Source organism: Tsuneonella dongtanensis (assembly GCF_001698205.1).
Classification (GTDB): domain Bacteria; phylum Pseudomonadota; class Alphaproteobacteria; order Sphingomonadales; family Sphingomonadaceae; genus Tsuneonella; species Tsuneonella dongtanensis.
In genome coordinates this window covers 1,381,038-1,396,586 of sequence record NZ_CP016591.1, presented here as the reverse complement: position 1 = coordinate 1,396,586, position 15,549 = coordinate 1,381,038, and the positions used below count along the sequence as shown (strand labels likewise).

Genomic DNA, 15,549 nt, shown 5'->3' with positions numbered 1-15,549 from the left:
CGACGGGCGCTGGGAGGGGGGAGTGCGCCCGCGGTTGAGGATCAGGCGTCGTCGTCCGCGTCCGGACCCGTCATCATCTCCTCGGCGACGGCGTCGGTCCGGCCACGGATCGCGGCTTCCAACTTGTCGCAAACTTCGGGGTTCTCTTTGAGGTACGTCTTGGCGTTCTCGCGACCCTGGCCGATGCGGATGCTGTCGTAGCTGAACCACGAGCCCGACTTCTCGACGATGCCAGCCTTGACGCCGAGGTCGAGGATCTCGCCGATCTTCGAGATGCCCTCGCCGTACATGATGTCGAATTCGACCTGCTTGAACGGCGGAGCGACCTTGTTCTTGACGACCTTCACGCGGGTGGTGTTGCCGATGATGTCGTCGCGATCCTTGATCTGGCCGGTGCGGCGGATGTCGAGGCGGACCGAGGCGTAGAATTTGAGCGCGTTGCCGCCGGTCGTGGTCTCGGGATTGCCGTACATCACGCCGATCTTCATGCGCAGCTGGTTGATGAAGATCACCATGCACTTCGACCGGTTGATCGAGCCGGTGAGCTTGCGCAGCGACTGGCTCATCAGGCGAGCCTGGAGGCCGACGTGGCTGTCGCCCATCTCGCCTTCGATCTCGGCCCGGGGGACCAGCGCGGCGACGCTGTCCACCACCAGCACGTCGATCGCGTTCGAACGCACGAGCGTGTCGACAATCTCAAGCGCCTGTTCGCCGGTGTCGGGCTGCGAGACGATCAGTTCGTCGATATTGACGCCAAGCTTCTTGGCATAGACGGGATCGAGCGCGTGCTCGGCGTCCACGAAGGCGACCGTACCACCATTCTTCTGGCACTCGGCCAGAACGTGCAGCGCCAGTGTCGTCTTGCCCGAGCTCTCGGGTCCGTAGACCTCGATCACGCGGCCCTTGGGCAAGCCACCCACGCCAAGCGCGATGTCGAGCCCCAAGCTGCCGGTCGAGATCGTTTCGACCTGCATCGTTTCCTTCTGGCCCAGCTTCATCGCCGAGCCCTTGCCGAATGCGCGGTCGATCTGTGCGAGCGCGGCGTCGAGCGCCTTCTGACGGTCCGTATCCAAGTTCTTGTCTTCCACCAGCTTGAGATTCGAAGCCGCCATGACACACCCTTTCGCGCTTTGCCTAGAGCCGCCGGAGATTTGGCGGCCACCTGTCACCCGAAGGGATATGTATCTGCTTTGTTCCATGAGAACAAGAGTGGAACGAAAAAATTCCTACAGGCGCGTCAGCGGCTTACTCGTCGACGATCGTCCAGCGCAGTTCGCGGGTCCCGTTGGCCGGCACGGTGGTTTCGTAGATCCGCGCGCCATCCTTGATCCGCACGCCGCGAAGACCTCCGATTCGCGCCGCCGAGCCGCCGAGCGTTACCCGCAGTTTCGCGGCCGAGGGATTGGCGTTGGTGACCACCAGCTTCATCGGTACCTTGTCGCCCCGTTTGCGCTTCTCCGCGTCGGCCTCGGCCGAACAGGCAGCAAATACCTGGGCGCTCGTCCCCATTTCGATTTCGACGTCCTGGCCAGCGGCATAGTCGCGCAGACGCTCTTCACCGACCAGCAGTTCGCCGTCGGGCGTCGATTCGAACACGGTGATTCCCCCGGTCGGCAGGGCGAGCCCGAGGCCATGCTTCCGGTCGTTGACCGTCGTCAGCAGGAGGCGGGTCCCTTGCGGCTCGCTCTCAGCCCGCCACGGCGCGCAGTAGGTCGTGTGCCACAGCTTGCCCTCCACACTCTCGCGCTCGAGGAAGGCGACCTGCTTCTGGCTCTGAGCGGACACGGTGACCGGCTCGGGCACGCGGTAGAGCTTGAGATCGGCGAGGTCCTCCTCGCGCGCCACCATCGCCGCTTTCGACATCCGCGAGCCCGTGACCATGATCGCGGCGCTCTCTTCCATCATCGTCACTGCAGCCGGGGGCGGCGGCGGAGGTGGTGGCGGCGGATAGTGCCCGTCGCTGCGGTAGTAGGGCAGCGGCGACCCATCCGCAGTCCGACCCAAGGGATAACAGATCAGTTGCAGCGGCTTCCCGTCAGGCGGATCGGACAGTCCGCGAAAATCGCTCTCGACCTTGAGGCGCCCTGCGACCGCCATCAGTTGGGCGTCGGCGAAAGTCTGGTTGTTGTCGTTGACCAGCGTCAGCCAGCTCGTCAGGCGCATCCGGACATCGTCCGCCGACCCGCCTTCATCGAGCGTCGCGACATAGTGCGCCTGCCAGTCGAAGCCCCACGAAAGGTAGGTGAGCGTCACCGTGTAGGTGCCGCCCTGCGGGCTCGCCGTGTCGATCGAATAGACCGGCCGTGCGGACAGCCCGGCGGGGACGCGGTCGAAAGCGAGCTTCTCGGGCACGCCCGAACAGCCGACCGCCTCGAACCCCGCGCTCGTCTGGAGCACCAGCCCGCCATCGGCGCGGGTGCGCACGATCGCCGATTCGCGGGTTTCCTCTCCGGTGGCGGGATTGGTGCGGGTAACGGTCACGCGGTTGCCCAGCGTGCCGTCGACCAGCGCGCCGGGGCTCAGCAGGTCTGCGTTCCGGTTCTTCTCGATCGTGCCGCCCGGCAGCCCGGTGACGATCGCCGTCACCGCGACCAATCCCTCGGAGACGCCCTCGAACCTGATCGTCGATTCGCCCGGCGGGAGGGTGACCTGACGGGTCTCGCTGATCATGGCGAAGCCCTGCGGCCAGTCACGGCGCATAGCCTCGTCGGGACCGCGGTTGGGATCGCGATAGACCGTGACCGCGAGCTTCGTAGGCTCGGACGCGTCGACCGCCTCGCGCGCCACGAGCGGCGGCGCGGCGATGCCCGCGAGCAGCAGACCGATCAGGAGGCGGCGCACCGCGCGCCTCCTCAGTACCGTGTCTCGTAGGTGACGCGTACCTCGCGCTTGCCGTTCGCGGGAACGGTGACGAGGTACTTGCGCGTGTCGGCATTGATCTGCTCGCCTTTCACGTCCTCGCTGGTCACCCGGAAGTCGCGGCTCCACCAGCCGCGGTCGAGCCCGCCCTGGGTCAGTTCCACTTCGACAGGCGTCGGCTTCGCGTTGGTGAAGGTGTAACGCATCGTCGTGCGCCAGTATTCGACAGCGCGCTCCCTGGTCACCTCGCGGACGACCTCGCCGTCCTTGATCACGCGGTAGCGGTTCGAGGCTTCCCACTCGCCCGAAGTGATCTTCTCGCGGCTCACCACCTCGGCCTGAACGAAGACGTCGAACGCATCGCCGGTGGTCAGTGTCAGTGCGCTTCCCATCGGGGTGTGGCCGATGCTGCTTTCGCCGACGAACTGCGGGGTGCCGTTGCGGTCGCGCTGGTAGAACCGCACCGTACCTGCCGGGAGCGCATCGCCGAGGCCCTGCTCGCGAGAGGTCGAAAACCCGATCGCGCTCGAGACGTTGACCGGCTGGTCGTCGCTCGAGAGCCAGCCGACGCTGCGGGCGTAGACCTTCCTGGCGGGCACCGCCTGGACGTCGAGAAAGCTGACCTGCTTGGTCTGCGCGTTGGCAATCGTGGTACGGCCGGGCAGCGGGTAGAGGTAGTAATCGCCAAGGCGCTCACGGTCTGCGGTCTCGGTGCCGGGCACGAAATTGCCGGGGCGCGGTGGCGGTGGCGGCGGCATGGGACGGCCACGCACCATCCTGTTGCCCCCGCTCGCCTGCGGACTGCCCGCGACGAGGACGGTGTCGGCGTTGTTGAACGTCGTTCCGGTCTGGTTGGTCAGCGTGACCCAGCCCTGCATGTCGGTCGTGCCCTTGGCCTCGTCGTAGAGCGCGACGTAGTCGGCCGACCAGCCGAGGCCGCCGGTCAGGTAGCGGATCGAAGCGGGGCGGGTGCCGCCGCGGTCGCTTTCGACGGTCACCGACAGCGTCGGGCGCGCGCGGAGGTTCGGCGGGACGCGGTCGAAAATGACCCGCACCGGCAGGCCGTCGTCGCGCAGGACCTCGATACGGTCGCCGATGCGCACGACCACCCCGCCCGCGGTCGAAAGCACGGTGGCGCGCTCGCGCGTCTCGGCGCCGGTCGCGGGGTTCGTGCGGATCAGCGTGACGGTCTGGCCGATCGCCTTTTCCATCATCTTGGTGGGGGTCAGGATGTCGAAATCGAAGTTCTGCTCGACGATCCCTGCCCCGGCGGCGTTGAAGCTTAGGGTTTCGGGCCGGATCTGCGCCGATACGTCGGGAAACTCGATCCGGCTGCGCCCGTTCGCGATGTCGAGCTGGCGAACGTCCTGCACCAGGGCGATGCCGTTGTTGTAGATCGTGACGTCGAGATCGCCTTGAGCGGTCGGTCCGATTTCGGCAGGCGTTGCAGAGTTCTGGGCATATGCGGCGGTGGCGCAAACGGCGGCAGCCGCCAGGCTCAGGTGCTTCAAGCGCATCGACAGTTCCCCTCATGCAGCCGCACGGTCAGCGACCGATGTAACATTGTATCCTCAGTCTTGCGGGAAGCTGAACGGCTTTGCACTACCCCCGCGCGGCGCCCAGCACGGCACCGACCTTGTCGGAAATCTGCTGCACGCTGAAGGGTTTGGCAATGAAATGCATGTCGGCGATGTCGATATCGTTGCGCAGCTGCTCTTCGGCGTAGCCCGACATGAAGAGGATCGGCAGTGCCGGTTTGGCCTTGCGGATCGCGCGCGCCATCGCCGGGCCGTCCATCCCGGGCATGACCACATCGGAGACGACGATATCGAATTCGCCGCCATTGGCGACCGCCGCGAGGCCCTCTTCCCCGTCCGCGCACGCGGTCACCGAATAGCCTGCGCGCGTGAGCGCCCGCTCGGCGACCGCGCGGACCATGTCCTCGTCCTCGACCAGCAGGATCTTGCCCCCGCCCGACCACTCGCCGGTCGGCGCGGCTTCCGCTTTGGGCGCGCGAGCGGGCATCTCGCCGCTGTAGACCGGAAGGTAGACGCTGAACCGGGCCCCGGCGCGCGAGCCCGCGGTCGCCGGGATGTTGTCGGCAAAGATGAAGCCACCGGACTGTTTGACGATGCCATAGACGGTCGACAGGCCCAGCCCGGTCCCGCCCATCGTCATCGACTGGGCTCCGCCGCGGCCTTGCTGCTTGGTGGTGAAGAAGGGCTCGAAGATCTTGCCGAGGTGTTCCGGAGGGATGCCGCCGCCCGAATCCTGTACGACGAGCACGGTGTATTCGCCCTCGGGAATGATCTCGCTGCCCATCTTGCGCACGTCGCGGGCCGTCACCCTGCGGGTGGCTAGCGAAAGCTTGCCCGATCCATCTCCCTTCGCCTGCATCGCGTCGCGCGCGTTGACGGCGAGGTTGACGATGACCTGCTCCAGCTGCTGCGGGTCGGCCCGCACCGGGCCGAGCTCGCGGTCGTGGTGGACCTTCAATTCGATCTTCTCGCCGAGCAGGCGCTTGAGCAGCTGGCTGACCTCGCTGACCACATCGGGCACCTGGAGCACTTCGGGCCGCAACGTCTGCTGGCGACTGAAGGCGAGCAGCTGGCGGGTGAGCGCCGCCGCTCGGTTGGAATTGGCGCGGATCTGCTGGATGTCGTCGTAGTCGCTGTCGCCCGGGGTGTGGCGCAGCAGCATGAGGTCGCAGGTGCCGATCACGGCGGTCAGCACGTTGTTGAAATCGTGCGCGACACCCCCGGCGAGCTGCCCAACGGCCTGCATCTTGGTCGCTTGGGCGACCTGCCGCTTGAGCCGCGTCTCCTCGGTCGAATCGACGAGGCTCAGCAGGACTGCCGCGTCGCCCAGCCCGCGAACACCGGCAATGCCGAGCGATACGGGATCGTCGGGAGTCCCGCGCAGGCGTATCGCCATGTCGGTCGCACTCGCCGGTCCCTTGCCGAAACGGCGCACGGCGTCGACCACCGGGCCCTTGTCCTCGCGCACGACCAGATCCGAGGGGAACGGCGGCAGGGGCTTGTCGGCAATACCCGCCGCGCGGCGGAACGGAGTGTTCGCGAAAAGGAACCGCCCGTCGCGGTCGGTCATCGCGAGGCCCAGCGGAAGGGCGCCGAGCAGGGCCTCGAGCTGCGGGGTGGCAGCGGAACCGGCCGATTCACCTGCACCGCCCAGACCGACTCCCGCATCGACCAGCAGCATCAGGCTCGGTCCGGCATCGGCGTCGGGAGCACGCGTCGCTGCGACCTCCCCAAGGGGCACATGGATCAGCGTCTGCGGGCTTCCGCGCCGCCCTTCGCGGGCGAAGAATATCCGGTCGCGCTCATCCGATCGAAGAAGGTTGGCGAAATCCTGGCCCGCCATTGTCGCCGACGCATCGCCCGCGACGCGCACGGCAAAGCCGGGCGCGGTCGCGCGGACCAGCCCGTCCGACCCGACGAGTGCCGCCTCGATCCCGCTGCGCGACAGCAAGTGCCCCAGCGGCCCCGCCAGCGCGCGCCCCAGATCGGCGACGAAATCCTCTTCGGCTTGACCCTCGAACCGCCAGACAAGGTAGTCCTCGCCGCGACCTGCCCGTTCGGCACGCGCCGTCCATCGTCGGGTTCCGTCGGCGCTGTCGATTCCCGCCGCCTCGCCGCTGCCCTCGCGCCAGGCTTCACGCGCGGCGCGCGCCAGTGCCTCGAGCGCAGGCCGGTCGAGCTGAAGGTTCGGCGGCGCATTGCCGGCACCGAACCAGTCGGAGTAGGCGCGGTTGGCGCAGACGAGCCGGTTGGCCCGGTCGACGATGGCCACCGCCTCGCCCGGGCGTTCGATCGCCGCGACCGTTACCGACCAGTCGGGCGGCGCGAGCTCTTCCCCACGATCGGTCGGCTGTGCGCGCGCGATGGCGTTCGCGGCGACGATGAGGACTGCCACGCCGCCGAGGAACGAGGCTGCCGCCACCAGCTCGCCGCTCGCTAGCCAGACCACCGCCGCACTGACCAGCGCGGCAACGCCAAGCACCGCATAAAGCGGCGTAGTGCGCTGCGCCGTGACGGTCATTCGATGCCCGTCGGGGGAAATTCCGCTTCCTCGCTCCCGCGGCGTATGCGCCGTTCCATCAGGCGGCGCCTGCGCTTGGCAGCGACGATGTAGCGCCACGAGAAGCTCGTCGCGACATAGCTCGCCGCGGCGGCGACTGCCGCGACCACGACCAGTCCGAACGCCGTGACCAGCGTCGCGCCGGTCAACCACTGGAGCATGTCGCCGAACTCGGAATGCTCCATCGCCTTGTTGACCGGAGCTATCACCGTCGCGGCGTCCACCCGCAGCATCCACGATCCGACGTTGTACGACAGGATCCAGATCAGCGGGGTGGTGATAGGGTTGGTGACGAAAGTCGTCAGCGCCGCGACCGGAACGTTGGCGCGCACCGGGAGGCACAGCAGGGCCGAGAACAGGATCTGCGCAAAGGGAATAATGATGCCGACCAGCATACCGAGGGCTACCCCGCGCGGGACCGAGCGGCGCGTGAATCGCCACAGCTCGGATCGCATGATGCGGTTCGCGAACGGGCGCGTCCACCGGCTGCGCTGCATCTGCTCGCGCGTCGGCATGTTGCGTTGGATCCAGGCGGAAGTCTTGGCAAGCATCGTCTTGATACGTCTCTTAAAGGCTGCGGGGCGCGGCGGCTAGCCGCGGTCACGCATGAGACGCGCCTTGTCGCGTTTCCAGTCGCGATCCTTGATCGTCGCACGCTTGTCTTGCGCCTGCTTGCCCTTGGCGAGCGCCAGCTCGACTTTCGCGCGGCCTTTGCCGTTGAAATATATAGAGAGTGGCACGAGCGTCATGCCCTTGCGTTCGACCGCGCCGGTCATCTTGGCGATCTCGCGCGCATTGAGGAGCAGCTTGCGGGGGCGCCGGGGCTCGTGATTGTTGCGGTTGCCGTGGCTGAACTCGGGAATGTTGGAATTGACCAGCCAGACTTCGCCGCCGCGCACCTCGGCATAGCTTTCCGCGATCGTCGCCTCGCCCGCACGCAGGGCCTTGACCTCGGTCCCGGTGAGCATCAGCCCAGCCTCGAACTTGTCATCGATGAAATAGTCGAACCGCGCGCGCCGGTTTTCGGCGACGGTCTTCTGCTTGTCGAAGGTTTCGGGCTTGGGACGGGCCATCAGGCGGGGGCATGTAGGCCGCCTCGATGCAAAGCGAAACCCCGCTCAGCGCACGGTCAGGTCGCTCGGCAGCATCGGCATGCTCAGGAGCTGTTCCATCCGCCGCCAGCGCACGTCCTGTCCCGGTCCCGCCGCCTCGACATAGCCGCGCACCATGTCCAGTCCGAGGCCGTAGTTGATGATGTAACTGCGGTAACTCTTGATGAAACGCAGCGACTGCTTCGCCCGCTCCGGCGAAACGAGGTTGTACCGCTGGAGCAGCTCGCTCGCTGCCGCTTCGTCGATCTCGCCCGCGAGAAAGCGCGCCGCGATGGTATATTGCGCGCCGCGCAGCTTGCCCGTCAAATCTCCGAGTTCGAGGAACCGGTCGAGCCCCTCGCCCGATATACCGGCGATCGGCGCCAGGACATCACGGTTGTAGGCGAGCGCCTCCTTGCCGGGGAACGCCAGCTCGATGCCGTAGTTGGCCGACCCTTCGGCGATGAACGACTGCGGGGAATAGAGCGGATAGACGGCGAATTCCGGCCAGCCCCTTTCGTCGACGAGCTCGCGTTCCAGCAGCGCATTGTAGACGTGGTGCCCGGGGTAGCCTTCGTGGCAGCCCAGGTCGATCGCGCGGTCGAGCCGGATGGGCAGATCGGTGTTGATCTCGATCTTGGAGCGCGCCTTGCCCTGGTAGTAGTTGTAACCGCCCCACGGCTTGTCGGTGACGAGCGCGAGTTCGAAATTCTCGTGCGCGGGCATCGCTATGTAGGCACCGCTGCGCCGCTTGCACTCGGCAATCGCGGCAACCATCACCGGTTCGACCTTGTCCGCCGGCACGTTGAAGCGAGAACGGAAGCTCTCGAGCCGCTGCCAGATCGGACCTTCGCCCGGTACGAGCGCCTCTATCCGGTCGACCAGCGGATCGAACGATTCGAGAGGCGGCAACTCGGGTCGTACGCCGAATAGCCCTTCGGCCTCGTCGGCAAACGAAAGCGTCTCGCCCCGCATCATCCTGAGCCGGGTTCGCGCAGCGACGAGCTGCGCGGCGAGAAACCGGGCCCGGCGCTCCTCGAGGGTCAGCGCGGCTTTCCCGTCGTCGGTGAAAGGCGCGACGCGGGTTTCGAGCCAGGCAACACGCGCCGACAGACTATCGAGCGTCGCGGCGGGCGCGTCGGCCTTCGCCTGCGCCATCGCAGTCTCAGGGCCGTAATAGGCGTCGATGTAGCCCTCTTCCTTCTCGCCGATGGTGAGTTGGAGCAGCACGTAGTCGCGGCCGATCGCGTCCAGGCTGTCGCTGGCCGGCGGCACGGTGGCACAAGCGCCAAGAGTCATCGCCAGAAGGCCTCCAATTACCGTACGCATCAAACCAGCCCGGCGTGTTCGAGCGCGGCGTCGACCGCCGCTTTCGCTTCGTCGCTGCATTCGACGAGCGGCAGGCGGACGGCCGGGCTGATTTCCGGAAACAGCCGGCTGAGTGCGTACTTGACGGGTGCCGGGCTCGCATCCTCGAACATGGCGTAGTGCAGTGGATAAAGCCGGTCGTTGAGCTCGCGCGCGCGGGCCAGGTCGTTTGCAGCGCAGGCTGCCTGGAATTCCGCGCAGAGCGCCGGAGCGACGTTGGCGGTGACCGAGATGCACCCGACTGCTCCCGCCGCATTGGCAGGAAGCGCCAGCTCGTCGTCGCCCGAAAGCTGGCAGAAGTGTTTGCCGATTCCCATCCGGTGATCGGTCACGCGGGACAGGTCGCCGCTCGCATCCTTGATAGCCACGATCTGCTTCGGGTACTTCTTTGCGAGTTCGCAGACCGTCTCTGGCAGGATGTCGGTCACGGTGCGGCCGGGCACGTTGTAGAGTACGATCGGCAGGTCGTTATGTTCGGCCAGGTAGCTGAAGTGCGCGATCAGGCCCTTCTGCTTGGGCCGGTTGTAATAGGGCGCGACGCACAGCGCCGCCGCCGCTCCGGCCTTCTTCGAAAAGTTCATGTGCAGCAGCGCGTTCATCGTGTCGTTGCTGCCGCAACCGGCGATGATCGGGACCCGGCCCGCCGCCTGCTCTATGCAGACTTCGATCACCCGGTGGTGCTCGGCATTGGACAGCGTGGACGCCTCGCCGGTCGTGCCGCATGGCACGAGCGCCTTCGATCCCTGCTCGATCTGCCAGTCGACGAGCTTGCGAAAGGCGCGCTCGTCGAACGATCCGTCGCGAAAAGGAGTCACAAGAGCGGGAATCGAGCCCGAGAACATTGCCGCGTCGCCTTCGTTGGTCCCATAACGCGACGCAAGGGGGTGGCCGTGTCGCGCCCGGGGCAGATATATTCATCGCGTGATAAGGAGCCGATAGGCAGAATGTCCAGCATGCTCGGTAAAGGACTGAATTCGTTTCGCTACATCATCGCGGTCGCCCTGGCTTCGGCGCCCGGCCCGCTGATCGCCCAATCCCCGGCCGACGCGGGACGCGCGATGATGGTCGCCTCGCAGCCCACTCAGGCCGCCGCGGCCGTTTCGCGCTGGCAGCAGTTGACGACGAACGACCGGCTCGGTTTCACCGATTATGCGGGTTTCGCGCTCGCCTATCCGACCTATCCGCGGATGGAGCTGATCCGATCCTACGCCGAACGCGCACTCGACCGCGATGCACCCGGGCCCGAACAGATCGCCGCTTTCTTCGACCGTTTCCCGCCGCAGACCAATCCGGCCCGCGCGCGATATGCTTTAGCCCTGTCGACGCTGAACCGGCCGCAGGCGCGTGATGTGGCGCGCGAGGCGTGGCGCGGCGGCAAGATGAGCTCCCCCTCGGAAGCCTACCTCACCGGCCTGTTCGGCAGCGCGTTTACCTCGGCCGATCACGAAGAACGCATGCGTGCGCTACTCTGGCAGGGTGAAGGAGAGGCGGCGGCGCGTCACATGGAGCTCGTTCCGCTGGAAAGGCGCGAACGGTACATGGCGCATCTCTCGCTGCTCCAAGGCAACCTGCCGCAGATGGTCGGCCTTTCGGTTCCAGCCGACCTGATGAGCGATCCCGGCTACGTCTATCGCCTTGCCCGGCATTACCGGAAGACCGGCGAAGGGTATCGCGGGCAGCAGCTGCTCGCCACGCGGGGCAACTTCGCCCACCCGCCGCACGACGCGGAGGACATGGTCACCGAAATGCTCGTCCAGGCCCGCGGTGCCGGCGCGAGCGTAGCGGCCTCGATCGCGGGCAAGGTCGACGACCTGTTCGAGCCTGGCACAGACATCTCGGGCCTCAGCTACAAGCTGCGCGACGACTACACCTCGCTGATGTGGCTCGGTGGCAGCAAGGCGCTGTGGCAGATGGGCGACGGCAACCAGGCCGCTCCGCTGTTTTTCCGTTACGGCAACGCCGCGCGCACGCCGCAGACCCGCTCGAAGGGGTTCTACTGGGCCGGCAACGCCTCTGCGCGTGCGGGCAACCAGGCGGAAGCGAACCGCTATTTCGAGATGGCGGCGCGGTATCCCGAGTACTTCTACGGGCAACTCGCGCTCGAGCGGCTCGGGCGGCCGCTGCCCCAGTTCAAGCAGATCTCGCTGACCCAAGTGAGCCCGCAGCAGGCTGCAGCCTTCAACGCGAGCCCGCTGGCCGCCGCGATCCGCACGATTGCGCGCACCGGGATCGACTGGCGCACCGAACGCTACTTCTTCACCGCGCTCGCCGACGATGCGAAGGACGCGGCCGAATACCAGCTCGCGGCCAACCTGGCGCGCGAGCTCGGGCTCGAGGAACTGGCGGTCGTGATCGGTCGTACGGCGCCCGAAAAGGGTATCGAGGGCTTTACCCACGTCGGCTTTCCGGTGATCGCGACTCCTCCGGGCGCGGACTACACGATGGTTCACGCCATCGCGCGGCAGGAAAGCGAGTTCGACATCAACCGCATCAGCCACGCTGGTGCGCGCGGCGTCATGCAGCTGATGCCCGGCACTGCGCAGGAGCAGGCGGGCAAGATGGGCATGAGCTACATGAGCGCCAGCCTCATGACCGACCCGCAGTACAACATCCGCCTCGGCGACGGGTACTTCGCGCGGATGATGGACTATTACGGCGGAAGCTATCCGCTGGCCGTGGCAGCCTACAACGCCGGTCCCGGGAACGTGAACAAGTGGCTTCGCGCCAACGGTGATCCGCGCACCGGTGCAGTCGACTGGCTCCGCTGGATCGAGGAGATTCCGATCTTCGAGACCAAGAACTACGTCCAGCGCGTGATCGAGAACGCGGTCGTCTACGAAGCGCTGCATCCGGACCGCATTCGCTATGGCGCGGCGCCCAAGGGCGTCACGCAGTTCATCGGCAAGCGCTCCCCCGGCTGACCGGGTCGTGGGGGCGGACAATCCGATTTCTCCCGCAGGCCTTGCCGCGCTGAAGGCGCGCTACGACCACCTGCTCGGCACCGAGCGCCCGGCCATCGTCGAGATCGTGAGCTGGGCCGCGGGCAACGGGGACCGCAGCGAGAACGGCGATTACCTCTACGGCCGCAAGCGCATGCGCGAGATCGACCGCGAGCTTGCGCACCTTTCGCGGCGGATGAAGGCCGCACGCGTCGTCGATCCTGTAAATCAGCCGGACAGATCGCGCGCGTTCTTCGGCGCGACCCTCACGCTCGCCGACGAGGACGACGCGCGCCTGACGGTGACCCTGGTCGGCGATGACGAACAGGACGCGAGCGCCGGCCGGATCGGCTGGTCGAGCCCGCTCGCCCGCGCGCTCCGCGGTGCCGGCGTGGGTGACCTGCGGACCGTTCGCTTGCCCGGCGGACATAAGGAATGGGAGGTCGTGACGATCGACTATTCGCCGCTGAACGAGAAAATTTCACCCGACCTGTAAGACATCGCCCGGCCGCGCGACTACCCTATCGAACGACGGGGGACATTTGGTGCGCGCACAATTGCCATCGCAGGACGACGCCTATCATCAGGCCGCGCAGGAATTTTCCGGCGCGATCGCGCGACTGGCGCGCGGCTTTGAGGCGGACTCCTCGCTGGCTGACGATCTCGTGCAGGAGATCCATGCGGCGCTCTGGCGCAGCTTCGCCTATTTCGAGGGACAGTGTTCGGTGCGCAGCTGGGTTTACCGGATCGCGCACAATGTCGCCGTCAGCCATATCCTGGCGAGACGGAGGATCAGGGGCGGCGGCCTCATCAGCCTGGACGACATCGACATGCTGGCGGAACCAGCGGATGTCGAGACGGCAACCGATGACACGCGAACTCTGGCGCGGCTCATGGCGACCATCCATCGGCTCGCCCCGACCGATCGACAGGTCATGCTGCTCTATCTTGAAGATCTCACCGCCGCCGAAATCGGCGAGGTGACCGGCCTGAGCGCCGGTGCCGTCGCCACTCGTATCCACCGCTTGAAAGCCTTGCTCGCGCAAGCCTTCGAAACGCCGAAGGAGATTTACGCATGACCCCTGAAGAATTCGCTCGTGAGAGCTGGCAATCCGCGGACACGGCTGTTGCCCTGCCCCCCCTCGAAACGCTGCGCGCACGGTCGGACCGCTTCCGTCGCCGGATCGCGCGGCGCAACGTGCTCGAGTATGCGGCGGGCGTGTTCGTGGTTGCCGGGTTCGGCTTCACGCTGATCTCGGTACCGCTGGTGCCGATGCAGATCGCTTCGGCCATGATCATCGCCGCGACGATCTACGTTCTGTGGCAATTGCATCGCAGGGCGGGCAACCTGCCCGACGATTGTGAAGCCGGCGCCGTACCCGTCCTCGTGCACCAGCGGGCTGCGCTGGCTCGGCAGCGAGACGCGCTGAAGGGCGTGTTCGGCTGGTACATCGCGCCCTTCCTTCCCGGCATGGCACTGTTCTTTGCGTCGCCGATCGTGCTCGATCCGCCCGCGGTCGGGAGCGAAGCCTTCTTCCGGCTCCTGCTGTCGGGAGGCGTGCTGCTGGCGATCTCGGTCGGGGTATGGTGGATCAACCAGATGGCCGCGCGCGAACTGCAGCGGCAGATCGAAGAGATCGATGCGCTTATCGCGGGCTAGCGACAGGCCGGGTATCGTTGCTAGGACGGCGGCCATGCGAATGGTCGCCTTCCTCATTTCGATTACCGTGGCCGCAACATCGGCCACGGCCAAGGACGACCTAGGCGTGTTCGACGACTGGGGCGCGTTTCGCGATCCGGGGGCCGGTCGCTGCTATGCTATCGCCGTTCCGCAGTCGAACAGCACGGCGCGCGACTATCGCGCTTTCGCCAGTGTCGGCATCTGGACGAAGCAGAACGTGCGCGGGCAGGTCCACATCCGGCTATCACGCAAGATGGCTGCGTCTCCCGCGATCTCATTGGCGCTCGGCGGACAACGCTTTCGGCTGACGGGTGGCGGTGGAGACGCTTGGGCGGCGGACAAGGCGATGGATGCCGCCGTGGTCGCGGCCATGCGGTCGGCAGGTTCCATGTCGGTCTCCGCGACGGATGCGCGGGGCCGCCGCTTCACCGACAGGTATTCGCTGGCGGGTGCCGCCACGGCGATCGACGCAGCCACCGTCGGATGCGCCCGTCGCCGATAAGAAAAAGGGCGGCGCCGAAGCACCGCCCTTTCGTCTTTCACCGATGACCCTGCTTTAGAAGCGGATGCCGGCGGTGGCGACCACCTGGTGGCGATCGGTATCGAGGTTGAAGCGGCTGCTGTCCGGCGTGTTGCCTTCGAAGTCGATCTCGCCTTCCGAGTACATCGAATAGCGGTACTCGGCGCCGATGTACGCGTTGCGGCCGACAGCGAACTCCGCACCCGCGCCCACGCGCCAGCCGTCGGTGTCGAGCTTCTGGTCGAGAGCAACGGTACCGTCGGTGCCGGTCACCGAGTAGCGCTGGTTGGTGTAACCGCCCTTCACGTAGACCATCGTGCTCGGGCTCGTGACGAAGCCGACGCGGCCGCCGACATAGATGTCGCGATCCGCCTGCACGTTGCCGAGGTTGAAGACCGTCGGGTTGGCATTGTTGAAATCACGCTCGGCGGTGCTGCCGGCATAGCTGGCTTCGGCACCGATGCGCAGGTTTTCGCCCGCAGCGATGTCGTAACCGACCACCGCGCCATAGCTGACGCCGTCGATCGACTGCTTCAGGTCCCGGCTGGTGTCGACGTCTTCGGTGCTGCCCGAGCGGATGTGGTCGTAACCCACTTCACCGCCGACACGCACGCCACTGAAGGGAGCTTCGCTGGCCGACTGGGCCATGGCCGGGGTGGCCAGCGCCGCAAGCGAAGCGGCAACGAGCGATGCGATCCTGGTATTCATTTCAGTACTCCGTTTTCAAATCGGGCCCGGCATTCAGCCAGTGCCTTGGACCCGCTCAACGGAGCGCCGGTGCGGTGGTTTCATGAACCTCACACAACAAGAAACGTGTGGTTTTTCAGCAACATTCCGGTCGACGACAAGATCGCTTCGAACGACGAACGACGGGAACAAGGTCCGATTGCGCGTGTTCGCGCGTTGCGCGCGCACGTAATAATGTTTCGACTGAACCTCGGCAGCGCACGCTTGGCCGATGGTCTTTGCCACCCGGCGCGGCTCGCCCTATAT

At 66.3% G+C, this 15,549-nt stretch carries 14 protein-coding genes; 5 read left to right on the top strand and 9 right to left on the bottom strand.

Going from position 1 to position 15,549, the window contains the following annotated elements; genetic code table 11:
• Positions 1-41: 41 nt before the first annotated feature.
• The 8 genes from recA to dapA all read right to left on the bottom strand — a co-directional run bounded on the left by recA (position 42) and on the right by dapA (position 10,258).
• Positions 42-1,112: a recombinase RecA gene (gene recA / locus A6F68_RS06720; protein ID WP_067677659.1), complete on the bottom strand. Its 1,071-nt coding sequence runs from the start codon at positions 1,110-1,112 to the stop codon at positions 42-44.
• Positions 1,113-1,245: 133 nt separating this feature from the next.
• Positions 1,246-2,841, bottom strand: coding sequence for a DUF4139 domain-containing protein (locus tag A6F68_RS06715; protein WP_067677656.1), 1,596 nt, complete (start codon positions 2,839-2,841; stop codon positions 1,246-1,248).
• An 11-nt stretch (positions 2,842-2,852) separates the two neighbouring features.
• Positions 2,853-4,376, bottom strand: a complete 1,524-nt coding sequence (locus A6F68_RS06710) for a DUF4139 domain-containing protein (RefSeq protein ID WP_067677653.1) — start codon at positions 4,374-4,376, stop codon at positions 2,853-2,855.
• An 85-nt stretch (positions 4,377-4,461) separates the two neighbouring features.
• Positions 4,462-6,918 carry a hybrid sensor histidine kinase/response regulator gene (locus A6F68_RS06705; RefSeq protein ID WP_067677650.1) on the bottom strand — a complete coding sequence of 819 codons (2,457 nt, stop codon included), beginning with the start codon at positions 6,916-6,918 and terminating at the stop codon, positions 4,462-4,464.
• Positions 6,915-7,508, bottom strand: a complete 594-nt coding sequence (locus tag A6F68_RS06700; RefSeq protein ID WP_067677647.1) for a DUF2062 domain-containing protein — start codon at positions 7,506-7,508, stop codon at positions 6,915-6,917. Before A6F68_RS06700 ends, A6F68_RS06705 begins: the two co-directional genes overlap by 4 nt.
• Positions 7,509-7,547: 39 nt before the next feature.
• Positions 7,548-8,030: an SsrA-binding protein SmpB gene (gene smpB / locus A6F68_RS06695; RefSeq protein ID WP_067677643.1), complete on the bottom strand. Its 483-nt coding sequence runs from the start codon at positions 8,028-8,030 to the stop codon at positions 7,548-7,550.
• Positions 8,031-8,075: 45 nt separating this feature from the next.
• Entirely contained in the window at positions 8,076-9,347 is a 1,272-nt protein-coding gene (locus A6F68_RS06690) for a hypothetical protein (protein WP_198152699.1), read from the bottom strand.
• A gap of 29 nt (positions 9,348-9,376) precedes the next feature.
• A complete protein-coding gene (gene dapA, locus A6F68_RS06685) occupies positions 9,377-10,258 on the bottom strand; it encodes a 4-hydroxy-tetrahydrodipicolinate synthase (RefSeq protein WP_067677637.1) in 882 nt (293 codons plus the stop codon).
• Between the two features lie 102 nt (positions 10,259-10,360).
• Between dapA and A6F68_RS06680 the strand changes: the two genes are divergently transcribed.
• The 5 genes from A6F68_RS06680 to A6F68_RS06660 are packed head-to-tail and all read left to right on the top strand — an operon-like array spanning position 10,361 to position 14,538.
• Positions 10,361-12,337 carry a lytic transglycosylase domain-containing protein gene (locus A6F68_RS06680; protein ID WP_067677633.1) on the top strand — a complete coding sequence of 659 codons (1,977 nt, stop codon included), beginning with the start codon at positions 10,361-10,363 and terminating at the stop codon, positions 12,335-12,337.
• A 7-nt stretch (positions 12,338-12,344) separates the two neighbouring features.
• Complete coding sequence (locus A6F68_RS06675) at positions 12,345-12,851, top strand: GreA/GreB family elongation factor (RefSeq protein WP_067677629.1); 507 nt, start codon at positions 12,345-12,347, stop codon at positions 12,849-12,851.
• A 49-nt stretch (positions 12,852-12,900) separates the two neighbouring features.
• Entirely contained in the window at positions 12,901-13,434 is a 534-nt protein-coding gene (locus A6F68_RS06670) for an RNA polymerase sigma factor (protein ID WP_067677627.1), read from the top strand.
• Complete coding sequence (locus A6F68_RS06665) at positions 13,431-14,015, top strand: hypothetical protein (RefSeq protein WP_067677624.1); 585 nt, start codon at positions 13,431-13,433, stop codon at positions 14,013-14,015. The genes A6F68_RS06670 and A6F68_RS06665 overlap by 4 nt, the downstream gene beginning before the upstream one ends.
• Positions 14,016-14,049: 34 nt before the next feature.
• Positions 14,050-14,538 carry an invasion associated locus B family protein gene (locus tag A6F68_RS06660; protein ID WP_067677621.1) on the top strand — a complete coding sequence of 163 codons (489 nt, stop codon included), beginning with the start codon at positions 14,050-14,052 and terminating at the stop codon, positions 14,536-14,538.
• Positions 14,539-14,592: 54 nt separating this feature from the next.
• Here the strand turns inward: A6F68_RS06660 and A6F68_RS06655 are convergent, their stop codons facing one another.
• Positions 14,593-15,264, bottom strand: a complete 672-nt coding sequence (locus A6F68_RS06655) for an outer membrane protein (RefSeq protein ID WP_067677618.1) — start codon at positions 15,262-15,264, stop codon at positions 14,593-14,595.
• Between the last annotated feature and the right edge of the window lie 285 nt (positions 15,265-15,549).

What these genes read in the sequence shown, in the direction of transcription:
- recA (WP_067677659.1), bottom strand. Translation starts at nt 1,112, where the DNA reads ATGGCGGCTTCGAATCTCAAGCTGGTGGAAGACAAGAACTTGGATACG.
- A6F68_RS06710 (WP_067677653.1), bottom strand. Translation starts at nt 4,376, where the DNA reads ATGCGCTTGAAGCACCTGAGCCTGGCGGCTGCCGCCGTTTGCGCCACC.
- A6F68_RS06705 (WP_067677650.1), bottom strand. Translation starts at nt 6,918, where the DNA reads ATGACCGTCACGGCGCAGCGCACTACGCCGCTTTATGCGGTGCTTGGC.
- A6F68_RS06700 (WP_067677647.1), bottom strand. Translation starts at nt 7,508, where the DNA reads ATGCTTGCCAAGACTTCCGCCTGGATCCAACGCAACATGCCGACGCGC.
- smpB (WP_067677643.1), bottom strand. Translation starts at nt 8,030, where the DNA reads ATGGCCCGTCCCAAGCCCGAAACCTTCGACAAGCAGAAGACCGTCGCC.
- A6F68_RS06690 (WP_198152699.1), bottom strand. Translation starts at nt 9,347, where the DNA reads ATGACTCTTGGCGCTTGTGCCACCGTGCCGCCGGCCAGCGACAGCCTG.
- dapA (WP_067677637.1), bottom strand. Translation starts at nt 10,258, where the DNA reads ATGTTCTCGGGCTCGATTCCCGCTCTTGTGACTCCTTTTCGCGACGGA.
- A6F68_RS06680 (WP_067677633.1), top strand. Translation starts at nt 10,361, where the DNA reads ATGTCCAGCATGCTCGGTAAAGGACTGAATTCGTTTCGCTACATCATC.
- A6F68_RS06665 (WP_067677624.1), top strand. Translation starts at nt 13,431, where the DNA reads ATGACCCCTGAAGAATTCGCTCGTGAGAGCTGGCAATCCGCGGACACG.
- A6F68_RS06660 (WP_067677621.1), top strand. Translation starts at nt 14,050, where the DNA reads ATGCGAATGGTCGCCTTCCTCATTTCGATTACCGTGGCCGCAACATCG.
- A6F68_RS06655 (WP_067677618.1), bottom strand. Translation starts at nt 15,264, where the DNA reads ATGAATACCAGGATCGCATCGCTCGTTGCCGCTTCGCTTGCGGCGCTG.